This is a genomic window from Polaromonas sp. (assembly GCF_029945925.1).
Classification (GTDB): Bacteria; Pseudomonadota; Gammaproteobacteria; order Burkholderiales; family Burkholderiaceae_C; genus Polaromonas.
Window position 1 is genome coordinate 91,907 of sequence record NZ_JAQSDN010000036.1, and the last position, 17,884, is coordinate 109,790.

The following is a 17,884-nucleotide window of genomic DNA, read 5'->3' on the forward strand; positions in this document are numbered from 1 at the left end:
CCTTCAGCCCTTATCCCACAAGCGCACGCAGCTATCGAAAATATAGCAACTCAGCGAATGCTCCGGGTCAGGCCGGCGCGGTGTACCGGGCCACAAAGCCGCGGTCGATGCGGTCTTTCAGGTACCACACCCAGCGCCCTTCCACGTGCAGGCTGCCCCAGGCGGCAATCGCGTAACGTCCGCCACAGGAAATCAGGTTCAGCGTGCGTCCGGGCGGCGCGTAAGGCAGAAGCGGCTGGCCCTGCCATGCAGCGCGCAGGTTGGCCAGCAGGGGCGGCCCGGCACGCACCGCATAGACACCACTGCGCGGATGCGGCGCATCGACACGGCTGGCCACATCGCCGGCGGCAAACACATGGGCATGGCTGGTGCTTTGCTGAAAGCGGTTGACGGCCACGAACCCGGCGTCGTCCAGTGCCAGCCCGCTGCCGGCCAGCCAGCCCGGCGCCTGGGCACCGATGGCCAGCAAGGGAGCGTCGCAGGCCAGGCGCGCGCCGCCGGCCAGCTGGATTTCCCCGGCCGACATGCCCACGCAGGCATCGGGCAGCACCGTGATCTGCAGGCGCCGCAGGGCCTGCACCACCCGGCGCTGCACACCAGCCGGGTAGTTCCAGGCCGGGGGCGGGCCACCGGTGACCAGGCTCACGCGGCCGCCCGGCGGGTAGTCGGCGCTCCGAAGCGCATGGGCTGCGGCCATGGCCAGTTCCAGCCCCGCCGCGCCCGCCCCCACCACCGCCAGATGAATCGGCCGGCTGCGGCCCAGCGCCGCCACCTGGGGCCACAACTGGCCGAAGGCTTCGATGGGCCGCACAAACAGGGCGTGTTCGCGCGCGCCGGGCATCTGCGCCTCCATGCTTTCGCGGTCCATCACGGGGCCGGTATTGAGGCTCAGCCAGTCCCAGGCCACGGTTTCACCGCCGGCCAGCGTCACGGTCTTCGCCTCGGCATCGAGGGCCACGCCGCTGCCCTCGATGTAACGCGCACCACAGCCCGCCAACAGGCCCGCCAGCGGAATGACGCACTGATCGAGCGCGTAATGTCCGGCCACAAAACCCGGCACCATGCCGGAATACAGCTGCCGCGGATACGGGGCAATCACGGTGATGTTGAGGTCCGCCGGCCGGTTTTGCGCCAGGCTGTGCAGCACATGCACATGGGCATGGCCGGCGCCCAGCAGCACCAGGTGTTTCAGGCCCGGGCGTGTATTCGAAGTGGAAGTCATGGGGACAGTGTGACATCCCCGACATGGCCCAGGCTGCGGCCGCCGGTGTTGTCGGCATCGGCGCCCACCAGCACGGCCTGCAGCGGCGGCACCGTATCACTTTCCTCGCCAAAGGCGCGGCGAAAATCAGCGCCCAGGTCGCGCGAATGGGCGACCCACTGGCCCAGCCGCTGCTCGCCGCTGTCCAGCACGATGAAACGCACGCGTGCGCTGTAGGCATTGGGCAGCAGGGTCCCCGGCGCCAGCGTGCCGTCCCAGACGTAACACAGGGTGGCGGACGGCAGCTTCTCGCCGCTGGCCGCACGCGCCAGGCGCAGCAGGTTGCGTTCGATCAGGCCGAGCCTGGCCAGCGGCATGTCAAACAGCGCACACACCTTGAGCGGGCTGTCGTCGCCCTCACGGCGGCGCAGGTCGCCCCCGCGCAGCGCTTCGTCCAGCCGCCAGCGCCAGCGCAGCCGCAGCCCGGCCTCGGGCACAGCCGCAGGCAGGTCATGCACCAGATTGCCATAAGACTTGTCCGCCTCGACCCGCAGCACCTTGCGCCCATCGAGTTCGACCAGGGCGTAACGGGTCAGCGGGATCTTGCCGCCCGGCACGCCCACCACGCGCCAGGGCGCCGGCGGCTGCACTCCGGGGGCCGATGAAAATGCGGTGAGAGCCGGGCCAGACGTCTGCGCCTGCGTGGCGGGAGCCCCCGCGCACAACAGAACGGCCAGCCCCGCCCCAAGCCGTTTGGTCATGGGCATCACAGGCTTCATGTCAACCCCGCTTCCAGTCGTGGTAACGGCGCACCCATTCGAGCAGGCGTTTGGGCTGGTGCGCGCGTTTCCATTCGCCGGCCGCGTATTTGTTGGCCTCGGCCAGTGTGGGGTAGGTGTGGATGGTGGAGAGGATCTTGTTCAGCCCCAGACCGTGCCGCATGGCCAGCACATACTCGGCCAGCAGGTCGCCCGCATGCGTGCCGACGATGGTCACGCCCAGAATCGTGTCCTTGCCCGGCACGGTCAGCACCTTGACGAAACCGCGCGCCTCGCTGTCGGCAATGGCCCGGTCCAGGTCGTCCATGCCATAACGGGTCACTTCAAAGGCGATGTTTTTCTCCCGCGCTTCCTGTTCGTTCAGGCCGACACGCGCCACCTCCGGGTCGATGAAGGTGGTCCAGGGAATCACCGAATAGTCGGCCTTGAACAGCCTGAACTCGCCAAACAGCGCGTTGACCGCGGCGTACCAGGCCTGGTGCGCCGCCACATGGGTAAGCTGGTAGGGTCCGGCCACGTCGCCCGCCGCATAGATGTTGGGGTACATCGTCTGCAGGTAGTCGTTGGTGTCCACCGTGCGCTGCACCGGGATGCCGAGTTCTTCCAGCCCATAACCCTCCAGCCGCGCGACCCGCCCGACGGCGCAGATCAGCTGGTCAAAATCAAGGCGCTGTTCGCTGCCGCCGTGTTCGACGACCAGCGTTTTCACGCCACCGGATGTTTCGCAGCGCAGCGCCTTGTGGCCGGTCAGCACCCGCACGCCATCGGCGGCCAGCGCCTGGCGCGCCAGTTCCGACACCTCCACATCTTCACGCAGCATCACGCGCGGCGCCATCTCGACCTGCGTGACCTGCGAACCGAGCCGGGCGAAGGCCTGCGCCAGTTCACAGCCGATCGGGCCGCCGCCGAGGATCACCAGACGCCGCGGCACCTCATCGAGTTGCGCGAAGGTCTCCCACAGGGTGTCGCTGGTCATGTAGCCGGTGTCGTCCAACCCCGGCAGTGGCGGCACCAGGGGACGCGCGCCCGCCGCGATCACGATGCTGCGTGTCGTCAGGGTCTGGGTGCCGCCTTCGTTGAGGGTGATTTCCACCGTCCAGGGGTTGACGATGCGCGCATGGCCCTGCAGCACCTCCACCCCCAGGCCGGTGTAACGTTCGAAGCTGTCATGCGGTTCAATGGCGCGGATGACCGCCTGAATCCTTTGCATCACTGCCTTGAAACTGAACACCGGCGTATTGTTGCTCAGGCCATAACTCGCGCCATGGCTCATCTGGTGCGCCAGCTTGGCGCTGCGGATCAGCGCCTTGGACGGCACACAACCGTAGTTCAGGCAGTCGCCGCCCATCTTGTGGGCTTCCACCAGCGTGACCTTGGCCTTGACCACCGCGGCGATGTAGGCCGAGACCAGACCGCCGGCGCCGGCGCCGATCACGATGAGGTTGCGGTCAAACCGCGCCGGGCGCACCTTGGCCCAGCGCGCGTAGACCTTGCGGCGCTTGAGAAACTGCAGCAGCTTGTTGACCGCCAGCGGCAACACGCCGAGCAGCACAAAGGAGCCGATCAGCGCCGGCGAGGCAATCGACTGCAGCGAATCGATCTTCGCGATCTGCGTGCCGGCATTCACATAGACCACGGTGCCGGCCAACATGCCGAGCTGGCTGACCCAGAAGTAGGTCCAGGTCCTGATGCGGGTCAGCCCCATCAGCAGGTTGAGCGCAAAAAACGGCACGACCGGAATCAGCCGCAGCGAGAACAGGTAAAAAGCGCCCTCCTTTTCAATGCCCTTGTTGATCTCGTCCAGCCGCTTGCCGAAACGGGCCTGGATGCTGCCCTGCAGCAGGTAACGCGCCGCCAGCATGGCCAGCGTCGCCCCCAGGGTCGAGGCGAAAGACACCACGATGGTCCCCAGCACCAGGCCAAAGCCGGCGCCGGCCGCCAGCGTCATGATGACAGCGCCGGGCAGCGACAAGCCGGTGACGGCAACGTAAACGGCAAAAAACACCAGCGTCACCCACACCGGCTTCTGCTCAAAAACCGCCTGAAAAGAGGACTGGCTCTCCTTGAGGAAGGCCAGGCTCAAATAAGAGCCCAGATCCAGCGCAAAAAAGGCGCTTATGCCCGCCAGCAGCAGCGCGGCGATAAAAAGTTTGCGTGAATTCACGGCTGTCCTTTGTTGTTGTTCTAGGCCATCAGTCGGACAAAAAGCCAGGTTCTTACAAAAACAGGGGCCGGCGGTGTAAGAAATCCCGCCCGGCGGCGACCAAGCTGTCAGAAGGTCTTAACACCGGGCTAATACCGCCGGCTGCAAAACTCGCTCAAAATCGATCAATGGGGCAGATGGTCTTGAGCCGCAGCCCGCAAGCAGTCTAAATCAACAAGGAACCCGCAAGCATGACCCAGGCACTGGTAGGCATCATCGGAGGCAGCGGCCTCTACCAGATGGATGCGCTCGACAACGCACAGGAGCATGTGATGGACACGCCCTTCGGCGCTCCCTCCGACGTGCTGGTCAGCGGCAGCGTCCACGGCGTTCCCGCCGTGTTTCTGGCCCGTCATGCGCGCGGCCACCGCCTGCTGCCCTTCGAGGTGCCCTACCGCGCCAACATCCACGCCATGAAGCAGCTCGGCGTGCGTTACATCGTCTCGGTGTCGGCGGTGGGTTCGCTGCGCGAGGACTTCAAACCGCTGGACATGGTGCTGCCCGACCAGTTCATCGACCTGACCAAACGCCGCGACAGCACTTTTTTCGGCAGTGGCGCGGTCGCCCATGTCTCCATGGCGCAGCCGGTCTGCCCCGCCGCCGCCGCCGTGCTGGCGCGTGCGGTGCGCAGCGTGCTGGCCGCCGATGCCTCGGGCCTCGGCGTCAGCCTGCACGAAGGCGGCACCTATGTGTGTATCGAGGGCCCGCAGTTTTCCAGCTTGGCCGAATCCCATTGGTACCGCAGCATGGGCGCCGGCGTGATCGGCATGACCAACATGCCCGAGGCCAAACTCGCGCGCGAGGCGCAGATCGCCTACACCACACTGGCCATGGTGACCGACTTCGATTGCTGGCACCCGCGCGAGGCCCAGGTCAACGCCAACATGGCGCTGGCCAACCTGCTCAAAAACGCGGGCCGCGCCCAGCAGGTGGTGGCTGAGGCGATACGCCTGCTGGGCGCCGAACAACCGGCCAGCGAGGCCCACACCGCGCTGCACAACGCGCTGGTCACCCAGCCCGACGCCATGGCCCCCGAGGTGCGCGCGCGCCTGGCCGCGCTCCTGCCCTGAACCCCCACGGACCCCATTCATGCACGACACCCTTCCCCTGCTGAAAAAAACGCACTTCCCGGCCATCCGCCGTGCGCGGCTCGACACCTTGCAGGTCAACCTCGGCTACAAATGCAACCAGAGCTGCCTGCATTGCCATGTCAACGCCGGACCGAACCGCACCGAAATGATGGACGCGGACACCCTGGCGCTGATCCCGCAGGTGCTGGCCGCGCGCGGCTTGGGCACGCTGGACCTGACCGGCGGCGCCCCCGAACTGCATGAGGGCTTTCGCGCGCTGGTGCGTACCGCGCGGGCGCAGGGTGTGCGTGTGATCGACCGCTGCAACCTGACCATCCTGTTCGAGCCCGGGCAGGAGGGGCTGGCCGAATTTCTGGCAGCGCAAGGCGTGGACATCGTGGCCTCCATGCCCTGCTACTCGGCCGCCAATGTCGACAAGCAGCGCGGCGAGGGCGTGTTCGACCTCAGCATCGCGGCCCTGCAAAAACTCAACCAGCTCGGCTACGGCCAGAACGACTCCGGCCTGTCACTGAACCTGGTCTACAACCCGCAGGGCGCGTCGCTGCCGCCCGACCAGCAGGCGCTGCAGGCCGACTACAAGCGCGAGCTGCTGGCGCATTTCAGCATTGTCTTCAACGAGCTGTACGCGCTGACCAACATGCCGATCCAGCGTTTTGGCTCGACCCTGGTGTCCAAAGGCACGTTTGACAGCTACATGGATTTGCTCAAGGGCAGCTTCCAGCCCCAAAACCTGCCCGGCGTGATGTGCCGCAACACGGTCAGTGTGGACTGGCAGGGCTGGCTGTCGGACTGCGACTTCAACCAGCAGCTCGGCCTGCCGCTGGGCACCTCGGGCCTGCAGCGCCATCTGCGTGACTTGCTCAGCAGCGGCATCGATGAGCAGTCCATCCGCGTGGCGGGCCACTGTTATGGCTGCACCGCCGGTCAGGGCAGCAGCTGCGGCGGCGCGCTGGAGCACTGAGCAACTGGCCCATGGCGGCACACCGACTTTCCATCGTCATGCCCGTGCTCAACGAAGCCGCGGGCCTGGGCGCGGCCCTGCAGGCGCTGGCACCGTTGCTGGCACGCGGCGCTGAACTCATCGTGGCCGACGGCGGCAGCAGCGACCACAGCGCCGCACTGGCCCAGGCCGGCGGCGCGCAAGTCGTCAACGCGCCGCGCGGCCGGGCGCTGCAAATGAACACCGGGGCCGCGCAGGCCCGCGGCGATGTGTTGCTGTTTCTGCATGCCGACACCGTGCTGCCCGCGAGCGCCGACGCGCTGGTCAGCGAAGCCCTGGCCGGCGGTTCGCGGGTCTGGGGCCGTTTTGACGTGCTTATCACGGGCCGCCCCGCCATGCTCAAACTGATTGCCGCCCTGATGAACCTGCGCTCGCGCCGGACCGGCATCGCCACCGGCGACCAGGCGATGTTCATGACCCGCGCGGCGTTCGAGGCCGTCGGTGGGTTTCCGGTCCAGCCGTTGATGGAAGACATCGAAATGTCCCGGCGCCTGCTGAAGCTGTCGCGCCCGGCCTGCCTCAAAGCCAAGGTGCAGACTTCGGGCCGGCGCTGGGAAAGCCGCGGTGTCTGGCGCACCGTGCTGCTGATGTGGCGCTTGCGTTTTGCCTACTGGCGCGGCGCGTCGCCGGAACGGCTGGCCGAGTTGTACCGGTGAACACGCCATGACCCGTCTCGTGATTTTTGCCAAGGCGCCGCAGCCCGGCGCCGTCAAGACCCGGCTGATTCCCGCGCTCGGTGCGGACGGCGCGGCGGCGCTGGCACGCGCGATGCTGGCGCACACGCTGCAACAGGCCCTGGCGGCCGGCCTGGACGCGGTGGAGCTGTGTTTGAGCCCGGCGCCCGGTGACCCGGCCTGGCGCAGCGTGGCACTGCCTGCAGGGGTGGACTACACGGCGCAGGGCGAGGGCGACCTCGGTGAACGCATGGACCGCGCGATGCAGCGCGCCCTCACCCTGCACCCGGGCCCGGTGCTGCTGATCGGCACCGACTGTCCGGCCCTGGGCAGCGACCACCTGCGCGAGGCGGCCCGGCAACTGGCGCAACACGACGCCGTGCTGCTGCCCGTGGCCGACGGCGGTTATGTGCTGATCGGCCTGCAGGCGCCCTGCCCCGCACTCTTTACGCACATGGCGTGGAGCACTTCGGCGGTCGCCGCCGAAACGCTGCACCGCCTGGCCGCGCTGGGCCTGCGCGTGTGGCAGGGGCCGATGCTGCATGACATCGACGAAGCGGCGGACCTGGCCCACCTGCCGGCCAGCTTCATGACCGCGAAACATCAAGCCAAATCAGCCTCCAGCCCAATCAGAACAAGCGCCAGCAGCTCCTGATTCCATAGCAACTCACTTCCGGAAAAATGCCCCATGAGCACCGATAACAACAGCAACAGCAATACCTACGACATCGTCACCGACTACTACGGCCGCCAGCTGCAGGGCACGGCAGACCTCAAGACCAGCGCCTGCTGCGACGTCAGCAGCATGCCCGAGTGGCTCAAGCCGCTGCTGGCGCGCATCCACCCCGAGGTGCTGTCGCGTTATTACGGCTGCGGCCTGGTCTGCCCGCCGCTGCTGGAAGGCTGCCGCGTGCTGGACCTCGGCTGCGGCTCGGGCCGCGACGTCTATGCGCTGGCGCAGCTGGTCGGGCCCAGCGGCTCGGTGGTCGGCGTGGACATGACCGATGAACAGCTGGCCGTGGCACGCGCGCACCAGGCCCATCATGCAGAGCTGTTCGGCTACAGCAACGTGGCGTTCCTGCACGGCTACATCGAGCGGCTGGACGAGCTCGGGCTGGCGCCCGGCAGCTTCGACGTGATCGTCTCCAACTGCGTGGTCAACCTCTCGCCCGACAAGGACGCGGTGCTGGCCGGCGTGCAGCGCTTGCTCAAGCCCGGTGGCGAGTTCTATTTTTCCGATGTGTATGCGGACAGACGCGTGCCGGCCGCGGTGAAAAACGACCCGGTGCTGTATGGCGAATGCCTGGGCGGGGCGCTGTACTGGAAAGACTTCGAACGCCTGGCGCAAGGCCACGGCTTTGCCGACCCGCGCCTGGTGGAAGACCGCCCGCTGGACATCACCGACCCGCAACTCGCGGCGCGCACCGGCAACCTGCGTTTTTATTCGGCCACCTGGCGGCTCTTCAAGCTGGCCGCGCTGGAGTCGGCCTGCGAGGACTACGGCCAGGCCGTGATCTACCTGGGCAGCATCCCCGGCCAGGCCGGCCGCTTTGTGCTCGACAAACACCACGACATCCAGACCGGTAAGGTGTTCCCGGTCTGCGGCAACACCTGGCACATGCTGCAGGGCACGCGGCTGGCGCCGCACTTCAGCTTCATCGGCAACTTCGACACGCATTACGGCATTTTTGAAGGCTGCGGCACCAGCTTGCCTTTCGACGGCGCGTCGGCCGGCAATACCGGTGTTTGCGGGCCGGCGGGCTGCTGCTGATTTGCTTCAAGCCACGGGAACCTGCTGATCGCCGTCGCCCTGTTTCTGACCTCGGCAACGACAGTCCTGCAGGCGCCTGCCCCGAGGTGTTTGCACCCATGCCGAGGAACACCCCGGCGGTCGCACGGGGCCTGCGCAACAAGCCATTCCTGATGAAAAAAGCAGCCCCGTCGCGCCAGCCCATACGCGATATTCAGCTATTATTTATGTAGCATTTATCGCCGCAAAGCGCCAGCCACCTCCACCACCCAAGGACTCCATTGACCTCTGAACTGCCCCTCGAAGTGCTTCCACGCGACCTGTCCGCCTACCGGGCGGGCAACACCGGCGTCGACTACGTTCACCGCTTCACCTCAGGCCGGCCGGGCCCGCACCTGCTGGTCAACGCGCTGACCCACGGCAACGAGATCTGCGGCATGGTCGCGGCCACGCATCTGCTGGATGCCGGCATCAGGCCGCTGATCGGCACGCTCACCGTCAGCTTTGCGCATATCGAGGCCTACAACGCGTTCAACCCCGACCAGCCCTACGACAACCGCCAGGTCGTTCACAACCTCAACCGCGTCTGGTCGGACGAGTGGCTGGACGGCCCCGAAGACAGCCCCGAGCTGCGCCGCGCACGCGAGTTGCGACCGGTGATTGCAGCGGCCGACCACATCCTGGACATCCACTCGACCTCTCACGCCGTTGAGCCCTTCTGGGTCTACCCCGCCTTTGAACGTAACGCGGCCGTCGCGCAAGCCATAGGCCGGCCTGTCGTCCACCTGGTGATGCCGGACGGTTTGGGCTCAGGCACACCCCTGATCCAGCACGGCCGCCATGGCCAACCGGGCAGCAACGCCGGCGCGGCGCTCGTGGTTGAATGCGGCCAGCACTTCGCCCAAAGTTCAGCCGATGTGGCGACCCAGGTGACGCTGGATTTTCTGGCCCATTTTGGCCTGATCGAACCCACCCCAGCGCCGTCTGCGTTGCCCGCGCAACGCCGCTTCGAGCTGCTGCAAACCCGCATGGTGCTGACGAGCGAGTTCCGCTTCGTCAAGCCCCTGCTCGGTTTTGAGACCTTTCACAAGGGCGAGCTGATCGCCACCGACGGCAGCGCTGAAGAAGTGCGTTCGCCGTGCGACGGCTGCACGGTGTTCATGCCGACCCGGGAGCCGATTGTCGGGCGCGAAGCGGTGTATTTGACGCGGGCGATTTGAGGGGGTCCGGCCACCCCGTGAAGAAAATCCCGGACGGGACAACGCCACTTCAGAAAGCCACGAAAGCACAGGGAACGACGGCAGACGCCATCAACGTGGAAGGAGTCCCTCCTTACACCAGCGCAATCAAGTCCGTCACCCCCACATCCACACCGGCCTGCGTCAGCAGCGTGGTCGCCTGCCCGCGGTGGTGCGTCTGGTGGTTAAAGAAATGTGTCATCGCCTGCCAGACCGGGTGGGCGCGTTGCACGCCCTTGGTGTTGCTGTAGGTCATGGTGAACTGCGGGTAGCCCTCGGGCATGTCCACCACCCAGGCCTCCATCGCGGCGTCGAGCTGCTCGCGCTTGGCATGCAAGGCCGGCCAGTCGTCAAACAGCACGGTGTCCAGCTGGCTGCCCGGCGGCAGGTCCAGCACGGCCCCGTTCAGGCTGGTAAGTGTGACGCCATGGTCCAGGCCGCACTGCGCAAAACGCCGCAGCCAGATCTGGTCAGCCACCACCAGGTGGTTGAGCGTGCGGTGAAGGGAGCCGAAAAAAGCGCCGCGCTCGCGTTTGCGTTCTTCGTCGCCGAGCGTGTCGCAGGCCGCGTACAGGCGCTGGTTCATCCAGCGGTTGTACTTTGCCAGGAAGCGGTAGTTGTCGGAGAATGCTGCGCCCATGTCAATCGCTCCTGAATTGATAGCTGCTTGCGCCCGTGGAATAAGGGCTGGAAGAGTTTTTTACCACAGATCAGTGAAGGGGGCACCGCCTCACGGCTTGCCGAAGCCCCCGCCGCCCGGCGTGTGGATCTCGAACACGTCGCCAGGCCGCATCTCGGCCTGGCCGATGTGGTCCAGCGCCTCGGTCTGCCCGTTGGCGCGCAGCACCAGATTGCGGCCGACCTGGCCCGGCTCACCGCCGGCCATGCCAAAGGCGCCGTGTTTGCGGCCGTTCGACAGAATGCTCGCGGTCATGGCTTCGAGGAAACGCACACGCCGCACACCGCCGTTGCCACCTGTCCAGCGCCCGGCGCCGCCCGAACCCTGGCGGATTTCGTAACTTTCCAGCCGCACCGGGAAGCGGAACTCCAGCACCTCGGGATCGGTCAGGCGCGAATTGGTCATGTGCGTCTGCACGACCGAGGTGCCGTCGAAGCCCTCGCCGGCACCGCTGCCGCCCGAAATGGTTTCGTAATACTGGTGCCGCGCGTTGCCGAAGGTGAAGTTGTTCATGGTGCACTGGCTGGCCGCCATCACGCCGAGTGCGCCGTACAGTGCGTTGGTGATGCAGGTGGAGGTCTCCACATTGCCTGCCACCACCGAGGCCGGCGGGTTCGGGTTCAGCATGGAGCCGGCCGGGATGATGACCTTGAGCGGTTTGAGGCATCCGGCGTTGAGTGGAATATCGTCGTCCACCAGCGTGCGGAACACATACAGCACCGCCGCCATGCACACCGCCGTCGGTGCGTTGAAGTTGTTGCTCTGCTGGGGCGAGGTGCCGGTGAAGTCGATCTCGGCGCTGCGTTTTTTCGTGTCCACGCGGATCGCCACCTGGATCTGCGCACCGTTGTCCAGCGGCAGCGTGAAGGCGCCGTCTTTGAGCTGCGTGATCACGCGGCGCACCGACTCCTCGGCGTTGTCCTGCACATGGCGCATGTAGGCCAGCACCACCTCCAGGCTGAAGGTGTCCACCATCTTGCGCAGCTCCTGCACGCCTTTTTCATTGGCGGCGATCTGCGCCTTCAGGTCGGCCATGTTCTGCTGCGGGTTCCTCGAAGGGTATTGGCCGCTGCTCAGCAGCGCGACCATCTCGGCTTCGCGCAGCACACCGCGTTCGACCAGCTTGACGTTGTTGATCTGCACACCCTCTTCCTCGATGCGTGTCGAAAACGGCGGCATGGAGCCAGGTGTCGTGCCGCCGATGTCGGCGTGGTGGCCTCTGGAACCCACGTAGAAGAGGGGACGGGGTCCGCCCTCACCCCGGCCCTCCCCCAGCGGGGGAGGGAGTGAATCCGGGTTACTCCCTCTCCCGCCGGGAGAGGGTTGGGGTGAGGGCTGCCCGCCCAGGTAGACCGGCGTGATCACCGTGATGTCGGGCAGGTGCGTGCCGCCGTGGTAGGGGTCGTTGAGCACATACACGTCGCCCGGCTGCATTTTTCCGGTGTTCTCGCGGATCACCGTCTTGATGCTTTCGCCCATGGAACCCAGATGCACCGGCATGTGCGGCGCATTGGCAATCAGGTTGCCTTCGGTGTCGAACAGCGCGCAGCTGAAGTCCAGCCGCTCCTTGATGTTGACCGAGTAAGCGGTGTTCTGCAGCTGCAGCCCCATCTGCTCGGCGATGTTCATGAACAGGTTGTTGAACACTTCGAGCAGCACCGGGTCCACGGTGGTACCCGCTGCAAACCTGATCGCACGCTCCGCCCGCCGGTCCAGCACCAGGTGGTCCAGTGCCGTCAGCGCGGCCTCCCAGCCGGGTTCAACCACCGTGGTCGCGTTTTTCTCGGCAATGATGGCCGGGCCGGTAATGATGTCGCCGGGCTGCAGGTCTTCCCGCACCACCAGCGCCGCGTCGTGCCACTGGCCGCCCGAATACATGCGTACCGTTTCCCGGCGCGGCACTTCGCGGGGCTCGTGGGTGGGGTGGCGCGGCTCGGCCGGCGCATCTCCAGCAACAACGGCCTCGACCGACACGGCCTCCACCACCAGGCCCTTGCCCTGCATCAGGAAGGCAAAACGCTGGCGGTAGGCGGACTCAAAACTGGCCTCGATCTGGTCCAGCGTACCGAAGGGAACGACCAGCGCCGAGTCGCTGCCCTCGTAGCGAACATGCACACGGCGGTGCATGGTGATGGTGCCGGTGCTGACCTGCTGGCGCTGCAGTTCGGCCTGCGCGGTGGCAGCCAGTGCGTCGAGCTTGCCGGCCACGTCCAGCAGGGCCGCCGGCGACAGCTTGAGCTCCACCGCCTGCTCGCGAATCACGTTCTGGTCGGCCAGGCCCATGCCGTAGGCGCTCAGCACACCGGCCAGCGGGTGCACAAACACCTTGGTCATGCCCAGCGCGTCGGCCACCAGGCAGGCGTGCTGCCCGCCGGCGCCGCCGAAACACTGCAGCGTGTAACGCGTCACATCGTAGCCGCGCGCCACCGAGATCTTCTTGATGGCATTGGCCATCTGCTGCACCGCGATGTTGATGAAACCCTCGGCCACGACCTCTGCGCTGCGTCCGGTTTCCGCTGCCAGCGCATTGAACTTGTGCTGCACCACCTCGTGGCTCAGGGCTTGGTCGGCGTTCGGACCGAACACCCTGGGAAAATAACGCGGCTGCACCTTGCCCACCATCACATTGGCGTCGGTCACGGCCAGCGGTCCACCACGGCGGTAGCTGGCTGGGCCGGGGTTGGCGCCCGCGCTCTGCGGCCCGACGCGAAAACGTTCACCGTCGAACTTGAGGATGGAGCCGCCGCCGGCCGCGACGGTGTGGATGCTCATCATGGGCGCACGCATGCGAACGCCGGCGACCTGGGTTTCAAACTCGCGCTCGAACTCACCGGCGTAGTGCGAGACGTCGGTGGACGTGCCGCCCATGTCGAAGCCGATCACCTTGGCGTGCCCCGCAATCGCCGCGGTGCGGGCCATGCCGACGATGCCGCCGGCCGGTCCGCTCAAAATCGCGTCCTTGCCCTGGAACACATGGGCATCGGTCAGGCCGCCCGAAGACTGCATGAAAAACAGCTTGACGCCCGGCATCTCGCCGGCGACCTGTTCCACATAACGGCGCAAAATCGGCGACAGGTAGGCATCCACCACCGTGGTGTCGCCGCGGCTGACAAACTTCATCATCGGGCTGGTTTCATGCGAGCTGCTGACCTGCGTGAAGCCGAGCTCGCGGGCGATGCGGCTGGCGGCCGCTTCATGCGCGGTATAGCGGTAGCCATGCATGAACACGATGGCAACACTGCGCAGCCCTTTCTGGTAGTGCGCCACCAGCTCCTGTTCTAATAGCGTTTCGTCCAGCGCCTGCAGCACCTCGCCCTGCGCGCCGATACGCTCCTGGGCCTCGACCACGGCGCTATAGAGCAGCTCGGGCAGCACGATGTGGCGGTCAAACAGGCGCGGCCGGTTCTGGTAGGCAATGCGCAAGGCGTCGCGAAACCCGCGCGTCGTCACCAGCAGCGTCGGCTCACCCTTGCGTTCAAGCAAGGCATTGGTGGCCACCGTGGTGCCCATCTTCACGCAGTCCACCACGTCGGCGCGAATGGCCTCGCCCGCCTTCAGCCCCAGCAGATGCCGGATACCGGCGACCGCCGCGTCGCGGTACTGCTCGGGGTTCTCCGACAGCAGCTTGTGTGTGACCAGCGAACCATCGGGGCGTTTGGCCACGATGTCGGTGAATGTACCGCCGCGGTCTATCCAGAACTGCCAGCGCTTCTTTTCCATTGCCGTTGCCGTTTCGGTTGCCATGTTCGTTGCCTTGAGGGTTTCTTAAAGGGAGGCTGCCGCCCGCGCCGCCTGGTCATACATGCCGGAGAGCACGCGCAGCAGACGCGCCAGCTCGCCAATATCGCGGTTCAATCCGTCATCTGCATTCATCGCATCAATCAGGCAGGACTCACGGATCTCGCGGTAGCGCTGCACATGGGAACGGCCGGCTTCCGTTGAGGCATAGGTGACCTCCTTGCCGTTTTTGCTGGACTCCACCACCCCCAGGTTGAGCAGCTTCTTGAGCGAATAGTTGATCAGGTGCGTGTCTTCGACGTTCATGATGAAACAGATGTCCGCCAGCCGCTTGTCTCTCGCACGGTGCGTCACATGGTGGAGCACCAGAACATCGAGCGGCGTCAGGTCCTTGAGGCCGGCGGCACTCATACAGTGCACGATCCACCGGTGAAAGGCGTTGCCCGCCACGATCAGCCCGAATTCAAACTCACTCATCTCCGAGCTGTGTGGCGATACCAGATGCGCAGAAGAAACGATGGGCGAGCGCTCCGGGCCCGCAGCCTTATCCAGCGGCTTTTTTGACATGGCACCACTCCTGTTGGCATTGATGTTGCATGCAGCAGATTGTAGGCAGATGAATGACAATTTATCAACGAATTGTTGACACTTAGGGGAAACACCCATCACCATCCCCTGTTTAGCCGCGTAAAGTCCTTTCCATCAATTCAACCAATGGAGTCACCATGAAGCTTCGCCTCTTGACCCTTGCCACCAGCCTGGCCCTTGCCACCGGCGTCTCGTTTGCCCAGACCAAGTGGGACCTGCCCGCGGCCTACCCGGCCACCAACTTCCACAGTGAAAACCTGGTGCAGTTCGCCAACGACGTGGACAAGGCCAGCGGCGGCAAGCTCAAGATCACGGTGCATGCCAATGCCTCGCTGTTCAAGGCGCCCGAGATCAAGCGCGCCGTGCAGGGCGGTCAGGCCCAGGCCGGTGAAATCCTGCTGGCCAACTTCCAGAACGAGTGGGCAATCTTCGGCACGGACGGCCTGCCCTTCCTGGCCGACGGCTACCCCAGCGCCATGAAGCTCTACCAGGCCCAGAAGCCGGCGCTGCAAAAGAAACTGGGCGAGCAGGGGATCCAGTTGCTGTATGCGGTGGCCTGGCCACCCCAGGGTATCTACTCCAAAAAGCCCGTGGCCTCGGCTGCCGACCTGAAGGGCATCAAGTGGCGCGCCTACAGCCCGGCCACCGCACGTATCGCCGAACTGGTCGGTGCCCAGCCCGTGACGGTGCAGGCCGCCGAGTTCTCTCAGGCGCTGGCGACCGGCGTGGTCGAGTCCACCATGACCTCCGGTGCCACCGGCGTGGACAGCAAACTGTATGAACACCTCAAGTATTACTACGACACCCAGGCCTGGCTGCCCAAGAATGCGGTGATCGTCAACAAGGCGGCTTTCGACGCCCTGGACAGCCCGACCAAACAGGCGGTGCTCAAGGCAGCGGCAGACGCCGAAACCCGCGGCTGGGCAGCCAGCCAGGCCGTCAACACCAAGACGCTGGAAACCCTCAAGACCAACGGCATGCAGGTGTTGCCGCCGTCCGCCGCGCTCAAGGCCGACATGAAAAAAGTCGGCGACGTGATGCTCAAGGAGTGGCTGGACAAGGCCGGCCCTGAAGGCCAGGCCATCGTAGATACCTACCGCAAGTAAACCGCCGACATGCGCAAGCTGCTAGACGGCATTTACGACAGCGCCGCCGCCCTGGCGGCGCTTTTTTTGATCGGCCTGCTGGTCATGGTGCTGCTGTCCATCGTGAGCCGGCAGCTGCATTTCCATGTGCCGGGCACCGATGCCTACGCCGGTTACCTGATGGCCGCCAGCGGCTTCCTCGCACTGGCGCATACCCTCAAGCGCGGCGAACACATCCGCGTCACCCTGCTGGTCAACGCCCTCAGCGGCCGCTGGAAAAAGGCATTGGAGCTCTGGGCCCTGGGCCTGGCCACGCTGCTGGCCCTGCTGTTTGCCGCCTACAGCTGCAAACTGGCCTGGCAGTCGCGTGTGTTCAACGACATCTCCACCGGCAGCGACGCCACGCCGCTGTGGATTCCGCAACTGGCCATGGCTTTTGGCGCGGTCATCCTGGTGATGGCCTTCATCGACGAGCTGGTGCTCGAGATCCGGGGCCGCCGAACCGCCGTGACCAGCAGCGAAGCGCTGCGCAACGAATAAGGACCCCATGAACGACCTGACTATCATGGCCCTGCTGGTGCTCTCCCTCTTCTTCATCCTGGGCACCGGCGTCTGGATTGGCCTGACCCTGTCGGGCGTGGCCTGGATAGGCATGCAGCTGTTCACCACGCGTGTGGCCGGCGACGCCATGGCCGTCACCATCTGGGGGTCGGCTTCGAGCTGGACGCTGACCGCCCTGCCCCTGTTCATCTGGATGGGCGAAATCCTGTTTCGCACCCGGCTCTCACAGGACATGTTCAAGGGCCTGGCGCCCTGGATGCAGGCCCTGCCCGGGCGCTTGCTGCACACCAACGTGGTGGGTTGCACCATTTTCGCAGCGGTGTCGGGCTCAAGCGCGGCGACCTGCGCCACCATCGGCAAGATGACCTTGCCCGAACTCAAGCGCCGCGGTTACCCCGAACACATGATTGTCGGCACGCTGGCCGGCGCCAGCACCCTGGGCCTCTTGATCCCGCCGTCCATCATCATGATTGTGTATGGCGTCTCGGCCGAGGTGTCGATTGCCAGCCTGTTCATCGCCGGTGTGTTCCCCGGGCTGATGCTGGCCCTGCTGTTTTCGGGCTACATCGTGGTCTGGGCCCTGCGCAATCCCGGCCAGATCCCCCCGGCCGATGCCAAGACGACTTTTCTGCAAAAACTCTCGGCCTCACGCGCACTGATTCCCGTGGTGGTGCTGATCGCCTCGGTGCTGGGCTCCATCTACTCCGGCATTGCCACCGCCACCGAGGCGGCGGCCATCGGCGTGGTGGGCGCCCTGGTCATCTCCGCGCTGCAAGGTTCCATGAGCTGGACCACCTTCCGCGAAGCCCTGATGGGCGCCACGCGGCTGTACTGCATGATCGCGCTGATCCTGGCCGGTGCGGCCTTTCTGACACTGTCCATGGGCTACATCGGCCTGCCGCGCCACCTGGCCGAATGGATTGCCTCGCTGGGCCTGAGCCAGGGCCAGCTGATCCTGGCGCTGACCTTCTTCTTCATCGTACTCGGCTGCTTTCTCGACGGCATCTCCATGGTGGTGCTGACCATGGGCGTGCTGATGCCCACCATCCAGAAAGCCGGCATCGACCCGATCTGGTTCGGCATCTTCATCGTGCTGGTCGTCGAGATGGCGCAGATCACGCCGCCGGTCGGCTTCAACCTGTTTGTGCTGCAGGGCATGACCGGCCGCGAGTTGCCCTGGATTGCCAAGGTCACCTTGCCGATGTTTTTCCTGATGAGCGCGGCCGTTGCCCTGGTCTATGTCTTTCCGGGCATCGCCACCTGGCTACCGCAGCAGATGAGCCGATAGGACGCTGGC

At 65.6% G+C, this 17,884-nt stretch carries 15 protein-coding genes; 9 read left to right on the top strand and 6 right to left on the bottom strand.

The window, feature by feature from the left end:
- Positions 1-67: 67 nt before the first annotated feature.
- From PSV40_RS10520 to PSV40_RS10530, 3 genes are read right to left on the bottom strand one after another with little or no spacing between them, the layout of a single operon-like run.
- Positions 68-1,222, bottom strand: coding sequence for an FAD-dependent oxidoreductase (locus tag PSV40_RS10520; protein WP_300537210.1), 1,155 nt, complete (start codon positions 1,220-1,222; stop codon positions 68-70).
- Positions 1,219-1,962 (bottom strand): DUF3047 domain-containing protein, encoded by a 744-nt coding sequence (locus tag PSV40_RS10525; RefSeq protein ID WP_300537212.1) that lies wholly within the window; start codon positions 1,960-1,962, stop codon positions 1,219-1,221. Before PSV40_RS10525 ends, PSV40_RS10520 begins: the two co-directional genes overlap by 4 nt.
- Before the next feature lie 19 nt (positions 1,963-1,981).
- On the bottom strand, positions 1,982-4,144 hold the full coding sequence (locus PSV40_RS10530; protein WP_300537214.1) for an FAD-dependent oxidoreductase: 2,163 nt from the start codon (positions 4,142-4,144) through the stop codon (positions 1,982-1,984).
- A 230-nt stretch (positions 4,145-4,374) separates the two neighbouring features.
- Between PSV40_RS10530 and mtnP the strand changes: the two genes are divergently transcribed.
- The 6 genes from mtnP to PSV40_RS10560 all read left to right on the top strand — a co-directional run bounded on the left by mtnP (position 4,375) and on the right by PSV40_RS10560 (position 9,918).
- Positions 4,375-5,253: an S-methyl-5'-thioadenosine phosphorylase gene (mtnP, locus tag PSV40_RS10535; RefSeq protein WP_300537216.1), complete on the top strand. Its 879-nt coding sequence runs from the start codon at positions 4,375-4,377 to the stop codon at positions 5,251-5,253.
- Positions 5,254-5,272: 19 nt separating this feature from the next.
- Positions 5,273-6,235: an arsenosugar biosynthesis radical SAM (seleno)protein ArsS gene (gene arsS / locus PSV40_RS10540; RefSeq protein ID WP_300537218.1), complete on the top strand. Its 963-nt coding sequence runs from the start codon at positions 5,273-5,275 to the stop codon at positions 6,233-6,235.
- 11 nt (positions 6,236-6,246) lie between these two features.
- On the top strand, positions 6,247-6,930 hold the full coding sequence (locus PSV40_RS10545) for a TIGR04283 family arsenosugar biosynthesis glycosyltransferase (RefSeq protein WP_300537220.1): 684 nt from the start codon (positions 6,247-6,249) through the stop codon (positions 6,928-6,930).
- A 7-nt stretch (positions 6,931-6,937) separates the two neighbouring features.
- Positions 6,938-7,603, top strand: coding sequence for a TIGR04282 family arsenosugar biosynthesis glycosyltransferase (locus PSV40_RS10550; protein WP_300537222.1), 666 nt, complete (start codon positions 6,938-6,940; stop codon positions 7,601-7,603).
- A gap of 33 nt (positions 7,604-7,636) precedes the next feature.
- The gene (locus tag PSV40_RS10555; protein ID WP_300537224.1) at positions 7,637-8,719 is read left to right on the top strand and encodes a methyltransferase domain-containing protein; all 1,083 of its coding nucleotides are present in this window, start codon (positions 7,637-7,639) and stop codon (positions 8,717-8,719) included.
- 260 nt (positions 8,720-8,979) lie between these two features.
- A complete protein-coding gene (locus PSV40_RS10560; protein WP_300537226.1) occupies positions 8,980-9,918 on the top strand; it encodes a succinylglutamate desuccinylase/aspartoacylase family protein in 939 nt (312 codons plus the stop codon).
- Positions 9,919-10,030: 112 nt separating this feature from the next.
- Here PSV40_RS10560 and PSV40_RS10565 read toward each other — a convergent pair whose 3' ends face one another.
- From PSV40_RS10565 to PSV40_RS10575, 3 genes are all read right to left on the bottom strand, one after another.
- Complete coding sequence (locus PSV40_RS10565) at positions 10,031-10,576, bottom strand: DinB family protein (RefSeq protein WP_300537227.1); 546 nt, start codon at positions 10,574-10,576, stop codon at positions 10,031-10,033.
- Between the two features lie 90 nt (positions 10,577-10,666).
- On the bottom strand, positions 10,667-14,359 hold the full coding sequence (locus PSV40_RS10570) for a hydantoinase B/oxoprolinase family protein (protein ID WP_300537229.1): 3,693 nt from the start codon (positions 14,357-14,359) through the stop codon (positions 10,667-10,669).
- A gap of 21 nt (positions 14,360-14,380) precedes the next feature.
- Positions 14,381-14,920: a winged helix DNA-binding protein gene (locus tag PSV40_RS10575; protein WP_300537231.1), complete on the bottom strand. Its 540-nt coding sequence runs from the start codon at positions 14,918-14,920 to the stop codon at positions 14,381-14,383.
- A gap of 158 nt (positions 14,921-15,078) precedes the next feature.
- On the opposite strand from PSV40_RS10575, the gene PSV40_RS10580 reads away from it, so the two are divergent.
- Genes PSV40_RS10580 through PSV40_RS10590 form a run of 3 tightly spaced genes read left to right on the top strand, consistent with a single transcriptional unit; the run spans position 15,079 to position 17,875 of the window.
- Entirely contained in the window at positions 15,079-16,047 is a 969-nt protein-coding gene (locus tag PSV40_RS10580; protein ID WP_300537233.1) for a TRAP transporter substrate-binding protein, read from the top strand.
- Positions 16,048-16,056: 9 nt separating this feature from the next.
- Positions 16,057-16,566, top strand: a complete 510-nt coding sequence (locus PSV40_RS10585; RefSeq protein ID WP_300537234.1) for a TRAP transporter small permease — start codon at positions 16,057-16,059, stop codon at positions 16,564-16,566.
- A 7-nt stretch (positions 16,567-16,573) separates the two neighbouring features.
- On the top strand, positions 16,574-17,875 hold the full coding sequence (locus PSV40_RS10590) for a TRAP transporter large permease subunit (RefSeq protein WP_300537235.1): 1,302 nt from the start codon (positions 16,574-16,576) through the stop codon (positions 17,873-17,875).
- Positions 17,876-17,884 lie beyond the last annotated feature (9 nt).